At 61.5% G+C, this 19,031-nt stretch carries 20 protein-coding genes and 1 pseudogene; 15 read left to right on the forward strand and 6 right to left on the reverse strand.

The genetic code is table 11. The annotated features are described in order from the left end of the window. Positions 1–32 precede the first annotated feature (32 nt). The 3 genes from QU606_RS06170 to QU606_RS06180 form a co-directional block, all read right to left on the reverse strand. Positions 33–1,841 (reverse strand): aminopeptidase P family protein, encoded by a 1,809-nt coding sequence (locus tag QU606_RS06170; RefSeq protein WP_102624998.1) that lies wholly within the window; start codon positions 1,839–1,841, stop codon positions 33–35. A gap of 49 nt (positions 1,842–1,890) precedes the next feature. Further along, complete coding sequence (locus QU606_RS06175) at positions 1,891–3,051, reverse strand: cysteine desulfurase family protein (RefSeq protein WP_024074409.1); 1,161 nt, start codon at positions 3,049–3,051, stop codon at positions 1,891–1,893. Positions 3,052–3,284: 233 nt separating this feature from the next. Beyond that, on the reverse strand, positions 3,285–3,554 hold the full coding sequence (locus QU606_RS06180; RefSeq protein ID WP_024074408.1) for a hypothetical protein: 270 nt from the start codon (positions 3,552–3,554) through the stop codon (positions 3,285–3,287). Between the two features lie 396 nt (positions 3,555–3,950). Between QU606_RS06180 and msuE the strand changes: the two genes are divergently transcribed. From msuE to QU606_RS06200, 4 genes are all read left to right on the forward strand, one after another. Then, entirely contained in the window at positions 3,951–4,514 is a 564-nt protein-coding gene (gene msuE / locus QU606_RS06185) for an FMN reductase (RefSeq protein ID WP_304998234.1), read from the forward strand. A gap of 9 nt (positions 4,515–4,523) precedes the next feature. After that, entirely contained in the window at positions 4,524–5,663 is a 1,140-nt protein-coding gene (ssuD, locus tag QU606_RS06190; protein WP_024074406.1) for an FMNH2-dependent alkanesulfonate monooxygenase, read from the forward strand. A 147-nt stretch (positions 5,664–5,810) separates the two neighbouring features. Continuing rightward, the gene (locus QU606_RS06195) at positions 5,811–6,998 is read left to right on the forward strand and encodes an acyl-CoA dehydrogenase family protein (RefSeq protein ID WP_102624995.1); all 1,188 of its coding nucleotides are present in this window, start codon (positions 5,811–5,813) and stop codon (positions 6,996–6,998) included. Positions 6,999–7,009: 11 nt separating this feature from the next. Then, a complete protein-coding gene (locus QU606_RS06200; RefSeq protein WP_024074404.1) occupies positions 7,010–8,113 on the forward strand; it encodes a sigma-54-dependent Fis family transcriptional regulator in 1,104 nt (367 codons plus the stop codon). Here QU606_RS06200 and QU606_RS06205 read toward each other — a convergent pair. Continuing rightward, positions 8,102–8,467 (reverse strand): antibiotic biosynthesis monooxygenase, encoded by a 366-nt coding sequence (locus tag QU606_RS06205; RefSeq protein ID WP_041160883.1) that lies wholly within the window; start codon positions 8,465–8,467, stop codon positions 8,102–8,104. The genes QU606_RS06200 and QU606_RS06205 overlap by 12 nt on opposite strands. A 100-nt stretch (positions 8,468–8,567) precedes the next feature. Here QU606_RS06205 and soxR point away from each other — a divergent pair, with 100 nt between their 5' ends. Together soxR and QU606_RS06215 are read left to right on the forward strand one after the other, a co-directional pair. Then, on the forward strand, positions 8,568–9,017 hold the full coding sequence (gene soxR / locus QU606_RS06210) for a redox-sensitive transcriptional activator SoxR (protein ID WP_024074402.1): 450 nt from the start codon (positions 8,568–8,570) through the stop codon (positions 9,015–9,017). Between the two features lie 237 nt (positions 9,018–9,254). After that, positions 9,255–9,713: a VOC family protein gene (locus QU606_RS06215; RefSeq protein WP_024074401.1), complete on the forward strand. Its 459-nt coding sequence runs from the start codon at positions 9,255–9,257 to the stop codon at positions 9,711–9,713. 568 nt (positions 9,714–10,281) lie between these two features. On the opposite strand, the pseudogene QU606_RS06220 reads toward QU606_RS06215, so the two are convergent. Next, positions 10,282–10,386: pseudogene (locus tag QU606_RS06220) on the reverse strand (3-isopropylmalate dehydratase small subunit); the annotation flags it as partial. Positions 10,387–10,596: 210 nt separating this feature from the next. Between QU606_RS06220 and QU606_RS06225 the strand changes: the two are divergent. From QU606_RS06225 to QU606_RS06260, 8 genes are read left to right on the forward strand one after another with little or no spacing between them, the layout of a single operon-like run. Continuing rightward, positions 10,597–11,799 (forward strand): PepSY domain-containing protein, encoded by a 1,203-nt coding sequence (locus tag QU606_RS06225; RefSeq protein WP_024074399.1) that lies wholly within the window; start codon positions 10,597–10,599, stop codon positions 11,797–11,799. Further along, positions 11,796–12,335, forward strand: coding sequence for a hypothetical protein (locus tag QU606_RS06230; protein ID WP_024074398.1), 540 nt, complete (start codon positions 11,796–11,798; stop codon positions 12,333–12,335). Before QU606_RS06225 ends, QU606_RS06230 begins: the two co-directional genes overlap by 4 nt. Next, entirely contained in the window at positions 12,332–12,661 is a 330-nt protein-coding gene (locus tag QU606_RS06235; protein WP_370531090.1) for a hypothetical protein, read from the forward strand. The genes QU606_RS06230 and QU606_RS06235 overlap by 4 nt, the downstream gene beginning before the upstream one ends. Continuing rightward, the gene (locus QU606_RS06240) at positions 12,658–13,218 is read left to right on the forward strand and encodes a DUF6162 family protein (protein ID WP_024074396.1); all 561 of its coding nucleotides are present in this window, start codon (positions 12,658–12,660) and stop codon (positions 13,216–13,218) included. The genes QU606_RS06235 and QU606_RS06240 overlap by 4 nt, the downstream gene beginning before the upstream one ends. Positions 13,219–13,237: 19 nt before the next feature. Then, positions 13,238–14,158, forward strand: coding sequence for a metal ABC transporter substrate-binding protein (locus tag QU606_RS06245; RefSeq protein WP_150056052.1), 921 nt, complete (start codon positions 13,238–13,240; stop codon positions 14,156–14,158). Next, complete coding sequence (locus QU606_RS06250; protein ID WP_168233586.1) at positions 14,155–14,901, forward strand: metal ABC transporter ATP-binding protein; 747 nt, start codon at positions 14,155–14,157, stop codon at positions 14,899–14,901. The genes QU606_RS06245 and QU606_RS06250 overlap by 4 nt, the downstream gene beginning before the upstream one ends. Beyond that, on the forward strand, positions 14,898–15,797 hold the full coding sequence (locus QU606_RS06255; protein WP_024074393.1) for a metal ABC transporter permease: 900 nt from the start codon (positions 14,898–14,900) through the stop codon (positions 15,795–15,797). Before QU606_RS06250 ends, QU606_RS06255 begins: the two co-directional genes overlap by 4 nt. After that, positions 15,797–16,720 (forward strand): metal ABC transporter solute-binding protein, Zn/Mn family, encoded by a 924-nt coding sequence (locus QU606_RS06260; protein WP_069075614.1) that lies wholly within the window; start codon positions 15,797–15,799, stop codon positions 16,718–16,720. Before QU606_RS06255 ends, QU606_RS06260 begins: the two co-directional genes overlap by 1 nt. 107 nt (positions 16,721–16,827) lie before the next feature. Here QU606_RS06260 and QU606_RS06265 read toward each other — a convergent pair whose 3' ends face one another. Next, positions 16,828–17,541 carry a UTRA domain-containing protein gene (locus tag QU606_RS06265; RefSeq protein ID WP_041160882.1) on the reverse strand — a complete coding sequence of 238 codons (714 nt, stop codon included), beginning with the start codon at positions 17,539–17,541 and terminating at the stop codon, positions 16,828–16,830. A gap of 352 nt (positions 17,542–17,893) precedes the next feature. On the opposite strand from QU606_RS06265, the gene QU606_RS06270 reads away from it, so the two are divergent. Next, positions 17,894–18,970 carry an ABC transporter substrate-binding protein gene (locus tag QU606_RS06270; RefSeq protein WP_024074390.1) on the forward strand — a complete coding sequence of 359 codons (1,077 nt, stop codon included), beginning with the start codon at positions 17,894–17,896 and terminating at the stop codon, positions 18,968–18,970. Positions 18,971–19,031: the final 61 nt, after the last annotated feature.

A 19,031-nucleotide genomic window follows, 5' to 3' on the forward strand; every position in this document is an offset into this window, starting at 1 on the left:
ATTGCGCTGTCGCCCCCCTGAAGCGCAACCGATCAAATAGCGGCAGTGCGGACCTGCAACCACTCCAGCGCGGCACCGCTTAGCAACGGGCTCAAACGCTCCCGCACCTCGGCGTGGTAGGCGTTGAACCACTGGCGCTCATCAGCCGTCAACAACGACGGCTCCAGGCAACGTGTATCGATGGGGCACAAGGTCAGGGTTTCGAACGAGAGGAACTCACCAAACTCGGTCTTGCCTGCTTCACGGTTCAATACCAGGTTCTCGATGCGCACGCCCCAACGACCCGGGCGATATGTACCGGGCTCAATCGAGGTGATCATGCCAGGCTGCATCGCGGTTTGCGGTGCGGTCGCGGCCTGATAGGCGATCACCTGTGGGCCCTCATGCACATTGAGGAAATAGCCTACGCCGTGACCGGTACCGTGGCCGTAGTCCACGCCCTCAGCCCAGATCGGCGCCCGCGCGATCGAATCCAACAGCGGCGAGAGGATACCCTTGGGGAAATGCGCACGGGACAGGGCGATCACACCTTTGAGTACCCGGGTACAGTCGCGCTTCTGCTCCTCGCTCGGCGTACCGATGGGCACCATCCGCGTGATATCCGTCGTGCCGCCCAGGTACTGGCCGCCCGAGTCGATCAACAGCAGGCCATCACCTTCGATCAGCGCGTGCTCTTCTTCAGTGGCATGGTAATGCGGCATAGCGCCATTGGCGTTGAAGGCCGCAATAGTGTTGAAACTCAGTGACACATAACCCGGGCGACGGGCGCGTGCCGCCGTTAAATGTTCGTCGATGGTCAGCTCGGTAATGCGTTCACGCCCCAGGGCGCTGTCGAGCCAGGCGAAGAATTCGCACAACGCCGCGCCATCCTGTTCCATGGCCTGGCGGATATGTTCGGCATCGGCCAAGCTCTTGCGAGACTTGGCCAGCGTGGTCGGGTTCAATCCTTCGACCAACTTGACCCCCGCATCGAGATGCTCGAGCAAACCGGCAGTCACACGTGCTGGATCAACCTGCAAACTGGCACCCGGCGGCACGGCACGCAATGCATCAGCCACTTCGCTGTAATCGCGTAGCGTCACCCCATCCCGCGCCAACGTGGCACGCAACTCGGCATCGACCTTGCCCAGCGCCACGAACAAGGTGGCCTGCTGCTGATTGATCAGGGCAAAGGACACAAACACCGGATTGAACGACACATCGCCGCCGCGCAGATTGAACAGCCACGCAATGTCGTCCAGCGTCGCAATGAAGTGCCAGTCGGCGCCCCGCTCTTTCAAGCTGCTGCGCAGTGCGGCAAGTTTCTCGCCACGGCTAACGGTGGCCTGGGGCGGCAGATGCGGGTAGATCGGTTGATTCGGCAACGGCGGCCGGTCTTGCCAGACCTCATTCAACAGGTCGATATCGGTACGCAAGCGCGCGCCACGCTCCGCCAGCTTGCTGCCCAGGGTTCGCGCCGAGGCCACGGCCATGACCGCACCGTCGACCGCCACCACACCGCCTTCCGGGGTTTGTTCGGCCAGCCATTCCAACGGACCGGGTTGGCCGGGTTGCAGTTTTACCAACTCGATACCGCTGCCCTTGAGCTCCTTGCTCGCCTGTTCCCAGTAACGGCTGTCAGCCCAGACACCGGCGAAGTCCGCGGTGACAATCAGTGTCCCGACCGAACCATGAAACCCCGACAACCACTGGCGACCCTGCCAGTAGCCGGGCAGGTATTCGGACAAGTGTGGATCGGCCGACGGCACCAGCAGGGCGTGAATGCCCTCGCGGCTCATCAGTTCACGGGTATGCGCAAGGCGCTGGGGCACCGTTCCATGGGTCAAAGGCTGCGTACTCATTGTGTCTCCTGCTAACCACGAATAATTGTTATGTGCTGCAAATGGATAATCAGACCGCCCAGAACGCCGGTGCACTGGCAAGGGCGGCCTTGATCAATTGCACAGCCTGGTCGATATCCTGTTCGGTGGTAAACCGGCCCAGGCTCAGGCGAATGGTTCGAGCGGCGGAGCGTGCATCATGGCCCAGGGCCAGAAGGACGTGGGACGGTGCATTGCTGGCCGAGTTGCAGGCCGACGTCGCCGAAAAGGCGATACCGGCACTCAGGGCGGCAGAATTGAATTCGCCTTCGCCGAACGTCAGGCTGAGGGTGTGCGGAATACGCTGCGCCGGGCTGCCATTGAGGCGTACGCCTGCCACCGGTGCCAACTGATCCAGCAGGCGCTGGCGCAAAGCCACGATCCGGGCCTTCTCCTCCGCAAAAGACTCCGCCGCCAAGGCAAACGCCGCCCCCATGCCCGCGATTTGATGCGTCGCCAGGGTGCCGGAACGCAAACCGCCCTCATGGCCACCGCCATGAATCTGCGCAGATACCTTCTGCTGGGCCCGAGGCCCGACATACAACGCGCCGATGCCCTTGGGACCGTACAGCTTGTGGGCAGAAAATGACATCAGGTCCACCGGCCATTGCGTCAGGTCGATAGCCACCTTGCCCGCCCCTTGCGCCGCGTCCACATGCAGCAACGCACCCTGCGCCCGCACTCGCGCGCCAATCGCCGGAATGTCATTGAGGGTACCCAGTTCGTTGTTCACCAGCATCAGCGACACCAGGAAGGTGTCCTCACGCAAGGCTTCGCTGACCGCCTCGACACTGATCAAGCCATCGGCGTCCGGCACCAGGTAGGTCACGGCCACCCCGGCGTCCTGCAACTGCCGCGCGGTATCCAGGGTTGCCTTGTGCTCGATCTGGCTGGTGATGATATGCCCGCCCGCCACGCCACGCGCCTGGGCCACGCCCTTGATCGCAAGGTTGTTGGATTCAGTGGCTCCGGAGGTCCAGACGATCTGTCCTGGCTCGGCGCCCACCAGCTCGGCCACCTGGCGACGTGCCTGTTCAACCGTTTGCCGGGCCGCTTGGCCGAACGCATGGGAACTGGACGCAGGGTTGCCAAAGTTGGCATTGAAGCCCAGGCACTCGACCATCACCTGGATGACCCGCTCATCCACCGGCGTGGTGGCGGCGTAGTCGAAATACAGCGGACGTTTATTCATGACGTTAAAGACTCGCAGAGCAGGTTCCCGAGAGCAGCGTCTCAGGGGCATCGACCGGAACAGAGGTGGTCAGGTTTACCTGGTCAAATGCCATTAGAAAAGGATGACTTTATGTAAATGTGCGTAGGAACGCTCCTGAAATTCAGCTTAACAGGCTGAAGTCGCTCCATGGCAAACAAAAAACCCGAGATTCCTTAAGGGAAACCTCGGGTTCTTCAGCACGGCGCAGCCACTCAACTGGGGCGCCCATGCAAGGTCACGCTGCGCTCGGCATTCATTTCACCCTGGCGATCAAAACCGAAGGGCTTCTGTGGCTGGCCGGTCAGTGCGGCGCGCTGCTGTTGGTATTCATCAAACGACAAGCCGCGACGGCTCAGCGCTTCCAGAGCCAATTGCTTGGTTTCTTCAGCGGTGTAAGGACGTGATTCCGGTGAGGGATGTGTCGCACAGCCGGTGAGGAAGGAAGCGACAAGTAATACGCAAACAGCGAGTGACTGGTTCATGGCGAAGGCTCTGCGAAGGAGGTTTAAGTCAATGAACACAGGCTACTCCCGCCCCCGCACAGTGAAAAATCATCGTCCGTGATAGTCGCTATCACCCGCCGCGACACCCTCGATAACCAGGCCAGCATATTCTTTTACGATCTATTAATATGGAAATACGTTCATTTACGGAATAAAAACAACCCACTATAACTAGCTGCACGCCGGGCCCCAGTGTTCGCCAGGCAACTGTTGCGCAGGCAACAGTCATTCAACAATTCACCAGGCAGACAACAGCAACACTTTTCAGCAGTGAGCCTGTAACCCGCAGCCGGCAAGGCCTGCGCCCATTGGTACAGCTCTTGCTCAGCCCACGTACTTCACTCGCAATGAACCACTGTTGAAAAGGAACTGTTCATGACCCGTCCCCTGAATGTCGTTGCCCTCTCCGGCGGAACCTGGCGCCCGTCCCGTACCCTGGTGCTGACCCAAGCGGTACTCGCCGAACTGGCCAGCCTGCTGCCGATCCAGACCACCCTCATCGAACTGGGCGACATAGCCCGGCCACTGGGCGGCGCGCTGTCGCGCGATGAGCTGCCAGCGGAAATCGAAGCGCAACTGGTGGCCATCGAGCAAGCCGACCTGCTGATCGTCGCCGCACCGGTCTATCGCGGCTCTTATCCCGGCCTGCTCAAGCACCTGTTCGACCTGGTCGGCCTCAACTCGCTGATCAACACGCCGGTATTGCTCGCAGCCACCGGCGGCAGCGATCGCCATGCACTGGTCCTCGATCACCAACTGCGGCCGTTATTCAGCTTCTTCCAGGCCTTGACCTTGCCGATTGGCGTGTATGCCACCGAAGCCGACTTCACCGACTACCAAATAACCAGCGAGCCCTTGAAGGGCCGTATTCGTCTTGCTGCAGAACGCGCGGCGCCCTTGTTTGCCGCGCACTCCACTTCTCTGCTGAAAATCGCTTAAGGATCTGTCATGGATGTTTTCTGGTTCCTGCCAACACATGGCGACGGTCATTACCTGGGCACAACCCAAGGTGCGCGGCCAGTCACCCTCAACTATCTGAAACAGGTCGCCCAAGCGGCTGACAGCCTCGGCTACTACGGCGTACTGATTCCAACCGGCCGCTCGTGCGAAGACTCCTGGGTCATCGCCTCGGCGTTGGTCCCCCTGACAGAACGCCTGCGCTACCTGGTGGCGATTCGCCCGGGCATCATCTCGCCCACGGTGTCGGCGCGCATGGCGGCGACCCTCGATCGCCTGTCCAATGGCCGCTTGCTGATCAACGTGGTGACTGGCGGTGACCCCGACGAAAACCGTGGCGACGGCAGCTTCCTCGATCACAGCGAGCGCTATGAAGTCAGCGACGAATTCCTCAAGATCTGGCGCCGTGTGTTGCAGGGCGAATCGGTGGACTTTGAGGGTAAGCACCTGCGCGTGCAGAATGCCAAGGCGCTTTACCCGCCCGTGCAGAAGCCGTACCCACCGCTGTATTTCGGCGGTTCTTCGGACGCCGCCCATGACCTCGCCGCCGAACAGGTGGACGTGTACCTGACCTGGGGTGAACCCCCAGCCGCCGTCGCGGAAAAACTCGCGGATGTGCGTGAACGGGCCGCGCGTCATGGCCGCACCGTGAAGTTCGGCATCCGCCTGCATGTGATCGTGCGCGAGACCGAAGAAGACGCCTGGAAAGCCGCCGACAAACTGATCGAGCACATCAGCGACGACACCATCGCCGCGGCACAAAAATCGTTTTCGCGCTTTGACTCCGAAGGCCAGCGCCGCATGGCCGCCCTGCACGACGGGCGCCGCGACAACCTGGAAATCGCCCCCAACCTGTGGGCCGGTGTCGGCCTGGTACGCGGTGGTGCCGGCACCGCGCTGGTGGGCAACCCGCAGCAAGTGGCCGAGCGCATCAAGGAATACGCAGACCTGGGCATCGAGAGCTTTATCTTCTCCGGCTACCCGCACCTGGAAGAGGCGTATCGCTTTGCCGAGTTGGTGTTCCCGTTATTGCCGGAACCTTATGCCAGCCTGGCCGGGCGCGGCATCACCAACCTGACGGGGCCGTTCGGCGAAATGATCGCCAACGATGTACTGCCCGCCAAGCCCTGAGATCAATGAAGCCTGCCTTAGGTGGGAGGCGGCTTACCCCCGTTTGCGGCGGGTCAGCCCCGTAACTGGCAACTGACACACCGCTATCGGGGCAAGCCCGCTCCCACCTTTGGCCTTCATTGCCAAATAGACATTGAGGAACACCGCGTGACAGCCAAACCCCACAGCGTCCTGCCCTCCCCTTTGCAGACCGCCAAGTTGCTGGCCGCCGATTTCGCCCTCACCGCCGTCGAACGCGACGAACGCGGTGGCACGCCGAAAACCGAACGGGATGCCCTGCGCCAAAGCGGCCTGCTGGCCCTGAGTATTCCCACCCAATACGGTGGCCTCGGCGCACGTTGGAGTGACACCCTGGGCATCGTGCGCGAGTTCGCCAAGGTCGACAGCTCAATCGCCCATGTCTTCGGCTTCCACCACCTGATGCTCGCCACCGTGCGCCTGTTTTCGCGCCAGGACCAATGGCAACCCTGGTTCGAACAGACCGCGCGCCAGAACTGGTTCTGGGGCAACGCCCTCAACCCGCTGGACACACGCACGGTAGTCAAGGATTTCGGCGGCTGGCGCGAATTTTCCGGCAAGAAGAGCTTCTGCTCCGGCGCCAGCGATTCAGAAATGCTCATCGCCTCGGCCGTGGATGAAAGCGCTGGCGGCAAGTTGCTGATCGCCGCCATCCCCAGCGGGCGCAGCGGCATCACCCTGCACAACGACTGGAACAATATCGGCCAGCGCCAGACCGACAGCGGCAGTGCCAGCTTCGAACGGGTACGCGTGGAGGAGTCGGAACTGCTGCTCGACCCCGGTCCGCTGAGCACACCCTTCGCCTGTCTGCGCCCACTGATCGCCCAACTGACCTTTACCCATATGTTCCTCGGGATTGCCGAAGGGGCCTTCGAAGAAGCACGCCATTACACCCTGACCGAAACCCGTTCGTGGCACAAATCCAGCGCCGAGGACGTGCGCCAGGACCCTTACGTGCTGCACCACTACGGTGAGTTCTGGGTGGCCCTGGAAGGTGTGCGCCTGCTGGTGGAACGCGCCGCCGAATTGCTCGACCACGCCTGGGCCAAAGGCCCCGGCCTCAGCGAAAACGAACGCGGCCAACTGGCCATCGCGATCGCCACTGCCAAGGTTGCCGCCACCCGCCAAGGCCTGGAGCTGTGCAGCCGCTTGTTTGAAGTCACCGGCGCGCGGTCCACCCATGCTTCGCTGCGCCTGGACCGCCACTGGCGCAACCTGCGCACGCAAACCCTGCACGACCCCGTGGACTACAAACTCCACGAACTCGGGGACTGGGCCTTGAACCAATCCCTGCCGACTCCCACGTTCTATTCCTAAGAGAGGTGCCCATGCAGCTTTTAACCCTACCGCCCTCGCCCGCCCTCGCGACCTCGATCCGCGCCACAGCCCAGGTCTTCGAAGACCCGAAATCCCAGGCGCTGCTCGACCATATCCAGCAAGTGGCGCCCAGCGAAGCCAGCGTGCTGATCATCGGCGAGACCGGCACCGGTAAAGAGCTGGTGGCGCGCCATATTCATAACCTCAGCGCACGACGCAACCGGCCGTTCGTGGCGGTGAACTGCGGGGCTTTCTCTGAATCCCTGGTGGAGGCCGAATTGTTCGGCCATGAAAAAGGCGCCTTTACCGGTGCCCTCAGCGCCAAGGCCGGCTGGTTCGAAGAGGCTGACGGCGGCACCTTGTTCCTCGATGAAATCGGCGATTTGCCGATGGCGATCCAGGTCAAATTGTTGCGAGTATTGCAGGAACGGGAAGTGGTGCGCCTCGGTTCGCGCAAAAGCATTCCCATTGATGTGCGTGTGCTCGCCGCGACCAACGTGCAACTGGAAAAAGCCATCAATGCCGGGCATTTCCGCGAAGACCTCTACTACCGGCTCGATGTGGTCAGCCTGGAACTCAGCCCGCTGCGCGAGCGGCCCGGCGATATCCTGCCGCTGACCCGTCATTTTATCGAAGCCTATAGCCAGCGCCTGGGCTATGGCCCGATCACCATCAGCCGCGAAGCCGAGCACAAACTCAAAAGCTACAGTTGGCCGGGCAACATCCGCGAACTGGAAAACGTGATCCACCACACTCTGCTGATCTGCCGCAATGGCGTGATCGAACGCGACGACCTGCGCCTGTCGAACATGCGTATCGAGCGCCAGGACGACAGCCAGCACAACACCGACAACAGTGCCGAAGCCTTGCTCGAACGGGCCTTTCAAAAACTGTTCGAAGAACAGGCCGGCGCCCTGCATGAAAAGGTCGAAGACGCGTTACTACGCGCCGCCTACCGGTTCAGCCATTACAACCAGGTCCATACCGCCAACCTGCTGGGCCTGAGCCGCAACGTCACACGCACGCGCCTGATCAAGATCGGCGAGTTGGCGGTAAACAAGCGCCGCCCCGGCGAAAACGTGCAAGGCGAGCGCATGCTGCACCTATCCATTTAGGCGACAGTGCAACGCGTTGTCATGGCTGCGCTCGAAACTGCGCAGCACCTGGAACGAACCGAAGGTCACGGCCGTGGCCTGGTGGGCGCGAATCAATGTCCAGAAATCTTCCTCTCCATGCTCGAAACACTTGAAGGCCGCCTCGCCGTCTTCACGCGAGCGCCATTGCAGGTAATTGAGCACCCGTCGTCCGTCATCGCTGACCTGCACACTCGCATTGATAAAGCCGCCATGGCCCTGGGCCAGACGTTCGCTCTGAATAGTCAGGGCTGCCACCAGGGCAGATTGTTGCCGGGGCTCGATCTGAAACTCGATCAATTGAGTGAAGCTGCGATTTTTCTCTGATACCTGCATGAACACTCCCCTTTCTCTGTAGGCAGAATCTTGCGATTCGATGCCACGCAGGGTAAAACCTCTAGTTAAGTCAAGGTCAAGCGCTTCTCTGGAGTTTTTCATGCTCAACAAGGAACTCACCGTCGGCCAATTGGCCGCGCGCAGTGGCGTTGCGGTCACGGCGCTGCACTTCTATGAATCCAAAGGGTTGATCAAGAGCAACCGTAACGCTGGCAACCAGCGCCGTTACCCACGGGATGTATTGCGGCGCGTGGTGGTGATCAAGATCGCCCAGCGCTTGGGCATTCCCCTGGCGACGATTGGCCAGGCATTACAGACGCTGCCGGATGGTCGTACGCCGACCACTGAGGATTGGGAACGTTTGTCGGCGCTGTGGCGAGAGGATCTGGATGAGCGCATCAACAAGTTGATACTGCTGCGCGACAAGCTCAGTGGCTGTATTGGCTGCGGGTGTTTGTCGCTGCAAGCGTGCCCGCTGCGTAATCAGGCTGACCAGCTCGGTGAACATGGGCCTGGGGCCCAGCTGTTGGAACCCACGCCGCAATCCTGAGTTGGGAATGCGCCCCCCTTTGATCACCATGGGTTTTAGAAACCCGGTGCGATATCGCTTTCGTCACGCGTCAGGATGAACTGGCGCAGTTCACCGCGATTGAACGCCTTGCCGCCACGACATGCACAGGTCGCCGATGCTGTCCGGCCGACACCTCGTCGGCTGCCTGCAAGCCACGATCGGCGTGGCCTATAGTGAAAAGGCCGTCCCTCCACAACCACAATCAAGGAGAACGATATGAGCGTTAAGCCTATTCCCGAGGGCTACCACAGCGTCACGCCTTATATGGGCATCGACAAAGCGAGTGATGCCATCGATTTCTACAAAAAAGCCTTTGGCGCCACACAGGTCATGCGCCTGGATATGCCCGATGGCAAAGTCGGCCATGCCGAGCTGCGCATTGGCGACTCAGCGATCATGCTGGGCTCACCCTGCGAGGAAATGGCCCTGCGTAATCCGGGCGAGCACACCAGTGTCGGTTTGCACCTGTATGTGAACGATGTGGACGCGCAATTCAAGCAAGCCGTGGCGGCAGGCGCCACCGTAGTGTCCGAACCGAAGGACCAGTTTTATGGCGACCGGTCGGCGAGCGTGAAGGATCCGTTCGGTCACCTGTGGTTCCTGGCCACGCGCAAGGAGGATTTGACCGAAGCACAGATCCGCGAACGTGCCATGGACATGTTCAAGCAAGGCTGAAGTCCATGAGGCGATACAACTTGCTCCTGATAACGGTGGATCAGTTGACATTTAATTGACTGATGTACGGCCATCGGGAGCAAACCTCCTCTTATAAAACAAAATAACTTATTGATTATTAAGAATTAAAATCCTCCCTTAAACGACCGAATTTTTGTGGCAAGCGGGCTTGTTGTGGCGAGCGGGCTTGCCCTAATGCCATTCAGTTAAGCGTACATCGCCTTCTGTAGGAGCGAGCTTGCTCGCGAAAAACGTCAACGATAACGCGTGTTTCCTGAATGAACGCGGCGCCTGTAAGTTCTTCGCGAGCAAGCTCGCTCCTACAAAAAAGCCTTAACTGAACGGCATTAGGGCTTGCCCCGCGTTGGGCAGCGCAGCGGCCCCAAAACCAACCTCTGCGGAATATCTGGTATGCCGCATTCGTCCTTCATTGGGGCCGCTTCGCAGCCCAACGCGGGGCAAGCCCGCTCGCCACAACAAGCCCGCTCGCCACAGGGGTTCCAGTTTGCTGCGCGACAGCGCTAAGTCGGATATTGAGCGGGACCTCCCACATTTGTTTGGCCGTGGGTCAGTTAAGCCACGGGTTGGCTTGCAGGTGGCCGCGTTCGAATGCCTTGATCGCTTCGCTGCACTGCAAGGTGCTGCCAACTGCATCCAGGCCCAGCAGCAATGGCGCCTGGGTGATGGCTTGGAACATGTTTCGTGTTCGATGGAGGCGATAAAGCGCCCTGAATGTGAACCTGAAACATTTTCTTTCATATCCCGCTTAGGGATTTCTCATTCTCATCCGTCTTAACTTAGATACAGCCTGTCGCGTCAGCAAAAGCTACGACCGGCCTTTTCCGGGCCTTCAATGCCCCCTCCGATCAAGACCCTCATTCACATGTCGAAGAAGTCACGCTCAAAACTCTGGTTTCTTGTACACAGCTGGCTCGCGTTGCCCATCTGGTTCTTTGTACTGATCGTCTGCGTCACCGGCACCCTGGCGGTGGTCAGCCAGGAGATCGTCTGGCTGGCCAACCCGGATATCCGCGCCAGCCAGCCGTCGGACGACGCCGAACTGCTGAGTTACGACCAGGTGATCGCCGCCATCCAGCGTGACGCGCCCGAGGTGATCGTGCAGTCGATCAGCCGCCCGGATGAGTCGCACTTTGCCCTGAGTGTCAACCTCAGCTACCCCGACGGGCGTTCCGTCGAGGTCTACGTCAACCCGTACACCGGGGTCATCCAGGGGATCAGCCCGGCCTTCAACTTCCAGCAATTTACCCGCGCCCTGCACGGCTGGTGGTTGGTGCCGTTCACCAATGGCTACAGCTGGGGCTGGTACCTGGTGTCGGCGCTCGGTATTCCGCTGCTGGCGTCGCTGGTCACCGGGCTGGTGGTGTACAAGCGGTTCTGGAAGGGCTTCCTGCGCCCGACCCTGCGTATCCGCCATGGTGCGCGGATCTTCTGGGGTGATTTCCATCGCTTGAGCGGTATCTGGTCGATCTGGTTCATTGCGGTGATCTCCATCACCGGTATCTGGTTCTTGATCCGGGCGATCCTGGGGGACAACCAGATTTCGATTTCCACTGAACCGGTGATCCCGGTGATTGCCCGCGAGAAGGTGCCGCTGTCTGCACCCGGTGTACCGGCCCCCATGATTCCGGTGGACGAGGCGATCAAGATCGCCACCCAGCGTATTCCCGGCCTGGAGGCGAGTTTCGTCAGCCTGCCTCTCAATGCCTACAGCCACCTGCAGATCGGCGGGCGCGGCTGGTACCCGCTGATGTACCAGACCGCGCAGATCAACCCCTATGACGGGGAAATCGCCGCCGCGCACTTGTTGTCCGACCGCTCGAAGCTGGAGTTCGTCACCGAATCCATGCGCCCGCTGCACACCGGCGACTTTGGCGGGCTGTGGATCAAGCTGATCTGGGCGTTCTTCGGCCTGATCATGAGCATGATGGTGCTGAGCGGCCTGCTGATCTGGACCAAGCGCACCGCCCTGGCCACCCTCAATGCCCTCAAGCGCGAAGCCAAGACCCAACGTGCGCCGGCGTCTATCCCGGCCATGCCAGCCGAAACCTCGGAGGCCAACCCATGAGCAAGCCCGCTGCCGCGACCCCGCCTTCACCGCTGCGGGCCTTTTGGCTGAAATGGCGTTTCCACATCAACGTCCTGCTGTTACTGGTGCCCCTGGGCTTTATGCCCAAGTACTTTGCCGATGCCGCGCTGTTTCGTGGCGACACCGGCCTTGGCGAACGGGTGGTCGGTGACGTGCAGGTCGGGCCATGGAGCCTGAAGCTCGCCGAATTCCGCAACGAAGGCCCGCGCCCGGACCCGGCCGGCCCGATGAAGTCCTTCAATGCCGCCCTGTGCGCGACCTGCGCCGAGCAGGTCAAGGCCACCTACCTGCGTATCGGCAAGCCACGCAGCCTGCGGGCCGCCGGGGTGATCTTCTTCGGCACGCCCTACCGCATGGGCGCCGCCCTGCCCATCCCTGAGCGCACGCCGGTCGACGCCGAACTGTGGGTCACCATGGAAGGCTGGGACGGCACGATGCACCAGGGTTCCGTTCCTTTGAGCCAGGCCTCGCCTGCAACCATTGCCTGGCTGAACAAGCAAGGAGTTAAACCATGACTTTGATGCGCCTGACCCGCGCCTGTGGCGTTCTGTTGCTGAGCGCCTGCTTCAGTACGGTTGCCCTGGCCCACAACCCGATGTGCGAATGCAAGGAAATCCCCGGTGAGCAGATCCAGTGTACCGGCGGTTTTTCCGACGGCAGTGGCGCCCCCGGCGTGACCCTGGACGTGATCGGCTACGACGAGACCATCCTGCTGCCCGGCAAGCTCGGCCAGGACTCGACCCTGACCTTCAAGAAGCCCGCGGCCGAGTTCTATGTGCTGTTTGATGCGGGCCCCGGCCACGTGGTGGAAATCGACCAAGCGGATATCCAGCCTCAATGAGTACCACACAGGTTGTACGCCCCGCCGGTGCCGGCCATGAAACCCTCTACGTCCTGCTGCTGTGCCTGATCATCCTCGCGGTGGCCGGCACGGTGGTGGCCCTGCACGGTGAAACCCAGGTGGTGGCCGCCGTGTCCAGCCATCAACTGGATGCCCGCCGTGACCTGAGCGCCGCCGAACAAGGCATCTACGCCGACCTGCGGGTAACGCTGGATGAAATCCACGTGCTGCAACAAGAGCAAAGCGCCCTGCCTGGCCCCGAACAACTGGCCGAAGAAGGCTTTGCGCCGTTTGCCCGCGACGCCAGTTCGGTCAGTCGTGGCGACCATCGCTGGCAGTTGCTGGCGAATACGGCCTACCTGGGACTGAGCCAGGCGCCGACCACCAGTGGCTCGCTGCTGATGCGCGTGCACGGCGCCGAGCCGGACATCTGGCTCAACCGCCGCGCAGACCTCGCCGCCCCTTCCGACCTCACTGACCAGGCGCTGATCGCAGCCGGCTGGCAGCAGGTGGTCGCGCAATTCGATGCCGGCGTCACCCGCCAGCACCGTCACTGAACGAGAAGATCGATTGCCCATGTCTATTTCATCTCCCCTGTTACGCCTGTTGCTGGTTGGCCTGTTCAGCCTGATGCTCGCGCCCCTCGCTAACGCCGAGGCCGCCAAACGCCTGCGGATCGGCATCACCCTGCACCCTTACTACAGCTACGTGGCGAATATCGTCGGCGACAAGGCCGAGGTGGTGCCGCTGATTCCGGCCGGTTTCAACCCCCATGCCTACGAGCCACGCGCCGAAGACATCAAGCGCATCGGCACCCTGGATGTGATCGTGCTCAATGGCGTCGGCCATGACGATTTCGCCGACCGCATGATTGCCACCAGCGAGCGCCCGGCTATCCCGGTGATCGAGGCCAACGCCAACGTGCCGTTGCTGGCCGCCACCGGCAATGCGGCGCGCGGTGCCGGCAAGGTGGTCAACCCGCACACCTTCCTGTCGATCAGTGCCTCGATTGCCCAGGTCAACAACATCGCCCGCGAGCTGGGCAAGCTCGACCCGGACAACGCCAAGACCTACACCCAGAACGCCCGTGCCTACGGCAAACGCCTACGCCAGATGCGCGCCGACGCCCTGGCCAAGCTGACCCGCGCGCCCAACCCGGACCTGCGTGTCGCCACCGTGCACGCGGCCTACGACTACCTGCTGCGCGAGTTCGGCCTGGAAGTCACCGCGGTGGTCGAACCGGCCCACGGGATCGAACCCAGCCCCAGCCAGTTGAAGAAAACCATCGACGAACTGCGGGCGCTGGACGTGAAGGTGATCTTCTCGGAAATGGATTTCCCGTCCACCTATGTCGACACCATCCAACGCGAATCCGGGGTCAAGCTCTACCCGCTTTCGCATATTTCCTACGGTGAATACAGCGCTGAGAAGTACGAAGTGGAAATGACCGGCAACCTCAACACCGTGGTGCGGGCGATCCAGGAGTCGGGGGCATGACGGCGGCGGAACACCTGAAAGTGACCAGCGTCGGGCCAACGATCGACTTCGACCAGGTGACGCTGACCCTCGGCCGCACGGCGATTCTCGATCGCGTGAGTTTCCAGGTGCAGCCGGGCAGCATCCACGCACTGGTAGGCCCCAACGGCGGCGGTAAAAGCTCGCTGATCAAGACCCTGCTGGGGCAGACGCCGCATCAGGGCCACTTGAGCCTGCAATGGCCAACGGTGCCCGGCACCATCGGTTATGTGCCCCAGGCCCTGGAATTCGACCGGGGCTTGCCGATGACCGTGGATGATTTCATGGCTGCCATGTGCCAGCGGCGCCCGGCGTTCCTTGGGTTGTCGAAGCATTACGCCGGCCCCATCGGCGAGGCGCTGGAACGGGTCGGCATGCAAGACAAGCGCAAGCGCCGCATGGGTGCGCTGTCCGGCGGTGAGCGTCAGCGCGTGCTGCTGGCCCAAGGGCTGATTCCGGCCCCGCACTTGCTGGTGCTGGACGAACCGATGTCGGCCCTCGATGAAGCCGGTATCCAAGTGTTCGAACGGCTGCTGAGCGACTGGCGCCTGGCCGGGATCACCGTGCTGTGGATCGAGCACGACCTGGAGGCCGTGGGTCGCCTGGCCGACCGCGTCACCGGGTTGAACCGCCGTGTGCTGTTCGACGCCACGCCAAAGGAGGCTCTGACCCCGGATCGCCTGCTGACCCTGTTCTCTACCCACCCTCGGAGCCCGGCGCAATGAGTTATGAAGCGTTTCGCTTGATGGTCCAGGGCTGGGCCTCTTCCGGTTACCTGCCGGAAGCCCTGGCCTATGGTTTTGTGGTCAACGCGTTGCTCGCCGGCCTGCTGATCGGCCCGGTGCTGGGCGGCCTGGGCACGCTGGTGGTGGTCAAGCGCTTTGCGTTTTTCTCCGAAGCGGTCGGCCATGCGGCGCTGACCGGCGTTGCGGTGGGTATCCTGCTCGGAGAACCCTATACCGGACCGTACGGCAGCCTGTTTGGCTACTGCCTGTTGTTCGGCATCCTGCTCAACTACCTGCGCAACCGCACCGGCCTGGCGCCGGATACGTTGATCGGGGTGTTCCTGTCGGTGTCCCTGGCGTTGGGCGCGAGCCTGCTGCTGATCCTGGCAGGCAAGATCAACGTGCATATCCTGGAGAACGTGCTGTTTGGCTCGGTACTGACGGTCAACGGCAATGACCTGCTGGTACTGGCAGTCGTAGGTTCGCTGGTAATGGCCCTGGCGCTGCCGCTGTACAACCGCATCATGCTCGCCAGCTTCAACCCGCAATTGGCCGCGGTACGCGGTGTGGCGGTGAAGACCCTGGACTACCTGTTCGTGATCCTGGTGACCCTGATCACCGTGGCGGCAGTCAAGGTCATCGGCGCGATCCTGGTCGGTGCGCTGCTGGTGATCCCGGCCGCGGCGGCCCGCCTGTTGAGCCAATCGCTCAAGGGATTCTTCTGGATCTCAGTGGTGATCGCCACCCTCAGCACCCTCTGCGGGATCCTGCTGCCCATCATCTTCGACCTGCCGATCCCCTCCGGCGCCGCGATCATCCTCGTGGCCGGTATCGCCTTCGCCTGTGCCGCCATTGCGCGCGGCACCGTGCCCAGTCTCAAAGGGAACCTTGGATAATGCGCGCGTTCTTCCCCCCCCTGACCCTGGCCATCGCCTGCTTGATCACCCCGCCGCTGATAGCCGCCGACGTCGCCAGGCCGGCCATGCACGCGGCCAAACCCATCAAGGTCCTGGCCTCGCTGCCCATCACCTATGGCTTGGCAGCGGTGCTGCTCAAGGGCACCGACGTGCAGTTGGAACGTGCCGCCCCGGCCAACCTGCCAGGCTCGCGCCAGGTGTCCTACTTCACCGGCCGTGGCGCACCGGCGCTCAATACGCTGGCCCAGGACGCCGACGCCGCCATCGGCCTGCGCTCGCTGTGGGCCGATGATCCGCTCTACCCCGTGGCGCGGCGCAGCAATATCCGTATTGTCGAAGTGGACGCCGCACGCCCGGTGGACGGCGGCTTGCCGGGGATCGCCGTGCAACCGGGCGTCACCGACGGCTTGAACAGCCAACCCTGGCAATCGAGCAATAACATGGGGCGCATGGCCGACGTAATGGCCGCCGACCTCAGCCGCCTGGCCCCCGCCGCCAAGCCAAAGATCGACGCCAACCTCGCCGCCCTCAAGCAACGCCTGCTCAAGCTCACTGCCGACAGCGAAGCGCGACTGGCCCAGGCGGACAACCTGAGCGTGGTGAGCTTGAGCGATCACTTTGGGTATCTGATCAGCAGTTTGAATCTGGAACTGCTCAGCACCGATGCCCGGCCCGATGCGGATTGGACGCCTGAGGCATTACAAAAACTCAGTGCCGAGCTGAAGGAAAACGACGTGGCCGTGGTGCTGCATCATCGTCAGCCGAGTGACGCCGTGAACGCCGCCGTCACGGCAGGCGGCTCGAAGTTGCTGGTGTTGAACGTCGACGGCGCGGACCCGGTATCGGAGTTGGAAACCAATGTGGATCAAGTGATCAAGGCACTCACAAAGCACTCACTGTAGGAGCGAGATTGCTCGCGAAAGACGTCAACGCTAACGCGGACAGCCTGATCCACCTCGGCGCCCTCAGGTTTTTCGCGAGCGAGCTCGCTCCTACAGGAAGCTCCCGATCACACCACATCCACGCCGACATGAATCGCATCATGCCGCCAGAACTCCAGGTCGCAGTCGATCAAGCGCTGGTGCTGGTCATAGTTGACCCGGGCAATCCGCAGGCCCGGGCTGCCCACCGACACGCGCAACGCCGCGGCGGCTTCCACCGGCAATGAGGTTGGCACAATCTCGAAACGCACCCGCCCGTAGTGCAGGTCGTACTTGCGCGCATACAGCTCGGTCATCGACTGATTCAGGTCGCACTCCAGAATCCCCGGGAAATAGTGCGGGTTCAGGTAGTGCTCCACATACAACACCAGCCGCCCATCGATCCGTCGGCTCCGGCAAATCTGGATCACGCTGGACAAGGCCGGCAGCTGCAACCACGCACACACTGCCGCAGACGCCGGTTGCAGCCGCGCGCTGATGACCTCGGTCGACGCCACGCGTCCCTGGTCATTGACCATGGCGTGAAAGTGGCTGCGCTGCATCAGGTTGTAGGCCAGCCGGGGTGGCGAGACAAACCAGCCACGACGCTCCTCGCGATAGATCTGCCCCTGGGCCTCCAGTTGTAACAAGGCTTCCCGCACGGTAATTCGAGTGGTACCAAACAACTCGCTGAGTTTGCGCTCGGCGGGTAGTTTGCTTGCAGGCGGCAACAAACCGTGGTCGATCTGCTCTTGCAGCGCCAGGCCGATGGATGTCACCGCCTTGATTGCCTCATCACGCATCAACGTTACCTATCTGGACTAGACCAGCACCGTTCAGGTGCATAAACCGCGCGTTATTTGGGCTTCTGTTGTTACGTGCCAGCCTAGGCATTACAGATGACCGACAGATGACAGTCCGCATCGTGCCCCCCTGCGCCACCCTGCAATACATCGGCCAAGTCCAGAGTCTGCGGGCACTTGAGCATGGTCTACGCTAAGTCTGCACTGTGCGACATCAGCGCTTTAAAAACGACATCGACATGAAACTGTCATCCATCGAGCCTAGATTGGCTCAGGTATTGCTGACCTAGACCAACACCACCGCTAACGTTCGTATAAAACGCCGCGTTGAAAACGCCCAAAGGAGCTTCGGATGAAACAGCTTTTCCTGGCATCACTGTTAGGCTCGACCATTGCCATGTGCACCGCTGCCATGGCCGCTGATACCGATTTAAAAACCCTTGAAGCCGCCGCGAAAGCGGAAGGCGCCGTCAACAGCGTCGGCATGCCCGATGACTGGGCCAACTGGAAAGGCACCTGGGAAGACCTGGCCAAGACCTACGGCCTCAAGCACATCGACACGGATATGAGCTCGGCCCAGGAAATCGCCAAGTTCAAGGCCGAAAAAGACAACGCCAGCGCCGATATCGGCGACGTGGGCGCGGCCTTCGGCCCGATCGCGGTGAAACAGGAAGTCACCCAGCCGTACAAACCGTCCACCTGGGCCCAGGTGCCGGATTGGGCGAAAGACAAAGACGGTCACTGGGCCCTCGCCTACACCGGCACCATCGCCTTTATCGTGAACAAGAAGTTGCTGCACGGGTCTGAAATCCCCACCAGCTGGGCCGACCTGCAGACTGGCAAATACAAGGTCTCCATCGGTGACGTAAGCACCGCGGCACAAGCCGCCAACGGCGTGCTGGCCGCCGCCATCGCCAATAAAGGCGACGAGAAGAACATCGCCCCTGGCCTGCAATTCTTCACCAAGATCGCCCAGCAAGGCCGCCTGTCACTGTCCAACCCGACCATCGCCACCATGGAAAAAGGCGAAGTCGAAGTGGGTGTGGTCTGGGACTTCAACGGCCTGAGCTACAAGGCCAAGATGGCCAACCCGGCTGACTACGTGGTGCTGATCCCCTCGGACGGCTCAGTGAAATCCGGCTACACCACCATCATCAACAAATACGCCAAGCACCCGAACGCCGCCAAGCTGACCCGCGAATACATCTTCAGCGATGCCGGCCAACTCAACCTGGCGCGTGGCAACGCACGTCCGATCCGTGCCGAAACCGACCTGAAACTGCCGGCCGACATCGCCAAGAACCTGATCCCGGGCGAGCAGTACACCAAGGCCAACCCGCAGCCGATCAAGGATGCCGATGCCTGGGAAGCGACTTCCAAGAAATTGCCGCAGTTGTGGAATGAGCAGGTCATCGTAGAAATGAAGTAAGGGTTTATCCCACATTGGAGCTCCAGTGGAGATCCAATGTGGGAGGGGGCTTGCCCCCGAT

It is taken from the genome of Pseudomonas sp. OVF7, from assembly GCF_030644265.1.
Taxonomy (GTDB): domain Bacteria; phylum Pseudomonadota; class Gammaproteobacteria; order Pseudomonadales; family Pseudomonadaceae; genus Aquipseudomonas; species Aquipseudomonas gorinensis.

Excerpts from the sequence above, each read along its gene's own strand:
- QU606_RS06170 (WP_102624998.1), bottom strand. The coding sequence starts at position 1,841 with ATGAGTACGCAGCCTTTGACCCATGGAACGGTGCCCCAGCGCCTTGCG.
- QU606_RS06175 (WP_024074409.1), bottom strand. The coding sequence starts at position 3,051 with ATGAATAAACGTCCGCTGTATTTCGACTACGCCGCCACCACGCCGGTG.
- QU606_RS06180 (WP_024074408.1), bottom strand. The coding sequence starts at position 3,554 with ATGAACCAGTCACTCGCTGTTTGCGTATTACTTGTCGCTTCCTTCCTC.
- msuE (WP_304998234.1), top strand. The coding sequence starts at position 3,951 with ATGACCCGTCCCCTGAATGTCGTTGCCCTCTCCGGCGGAACCTGGCGC.
- ssuD (WP_024074406.1), top strand. The coding sequence starts at position 4,524 with ATGGATGTTTTCTGGTTCCTGCCAACACATGGCGACGGTCATTACCTG.
- QU606_RS06200 (WP_024074404.1), top strand. The coding sequence starts at position 7,010 with ATGCAGCTTTTAACCCTACCGCCCTCGCCCGCCCTCGCGACCTCGATC.
- QU606_RS06205 (WP_041160883.1), bottom strand. The coding sequence starts at position 8,467 with ATGCAGGTATCAGAGAAAAATCGCAGCTTCACTCAATTGATCGAGTTT.
- soxR (WP_024074402.1), top strand. The coding sequence starts at position 8,568 with ATGCTCAACAAGGAACTCACCGTCGGCCAATTGGCCGCGCGCAGTGGC.
- QU606_RS06215 (WP_024074401.1), top strand. The coding sequence starts at position 9,255 with ATGAGCGTTAAGCCTATTCCCGAGGGCTACCACAGCGTCACGCCTTAT.
- QU606_RS06225 (WP_024074399.1), top strand. The coding sequence starts at position 10,597 with ATGTCGAAGAAGTCACGCTCAAAACTCTGGTTTCTTGTACACAGCTGG.
- QU606_RS06230 (WP_024074398.1), top strand. The coding sequence starts at position 11,796 with ATGAGCAAGCCCGCTGCCGCGACCCCGCCTTCACCGCTGCGGGCCTTT.
- QU606_RS06235 (WP_370531090.1), top strand. The coding sequence starts at position 12,332 with ATGACTTTGATGCGCCTGACCCGCGCCTGTGGCGTTCTGTTGCTGAGC.
- QU606_RS06240 (WP_024074396.1), top strand. The coding sequence starts at position 12,658 with ATGAGTACCACACAGGTTGTACGCCCCGCCGGTGCCGGCCATGAAACC.
- QU606_RS06245 (WP_150056052.1), top strand. The coding sequence starts at position 13,238 with ATGTCTATTTCATCTCCCCTGTTACGCCTGTTGCTGGTTGGCCTGTTC.
- QU606_RS06250 (WP_168233586.1), top strand. The coding sequence starts at position 14,155 with ATGACGGCGGCGGAACACCTGAAAGTGACCAGCGTCGGGCCAACGATC.
- QU606_RS06255 (WP_024074393.1), top strand. The coding sequence starts at position 14,898 with ATGAGTTATGAAGCGTTTCGCTTGATGGTCCAGGGCTGGGCCTCTTCC.
- QU606_RS06260 (WP_069075614.1), top strand. The coding sequence starts at position 15,797 with ATGCGCGCGTTCTTCCCCCCCCTGACCCTGGCCATCGCCTGCTTGATC.
- QU606_RS06265 (WP_041160882.1), bottom strand. The coding sequence starts at position 17,541 with ATGCGTGATGAGGCAATCAAGGCGGTGACATCCATCGGCCTGGCGCTG.
- QU606_RS06270 (WP_024074390.1), top strand. The coding sequence starts at position 17,894 with ATGAAACAGCTTTTCCTGGCATCACTGTTAGGCTCGACCATTGCCATG.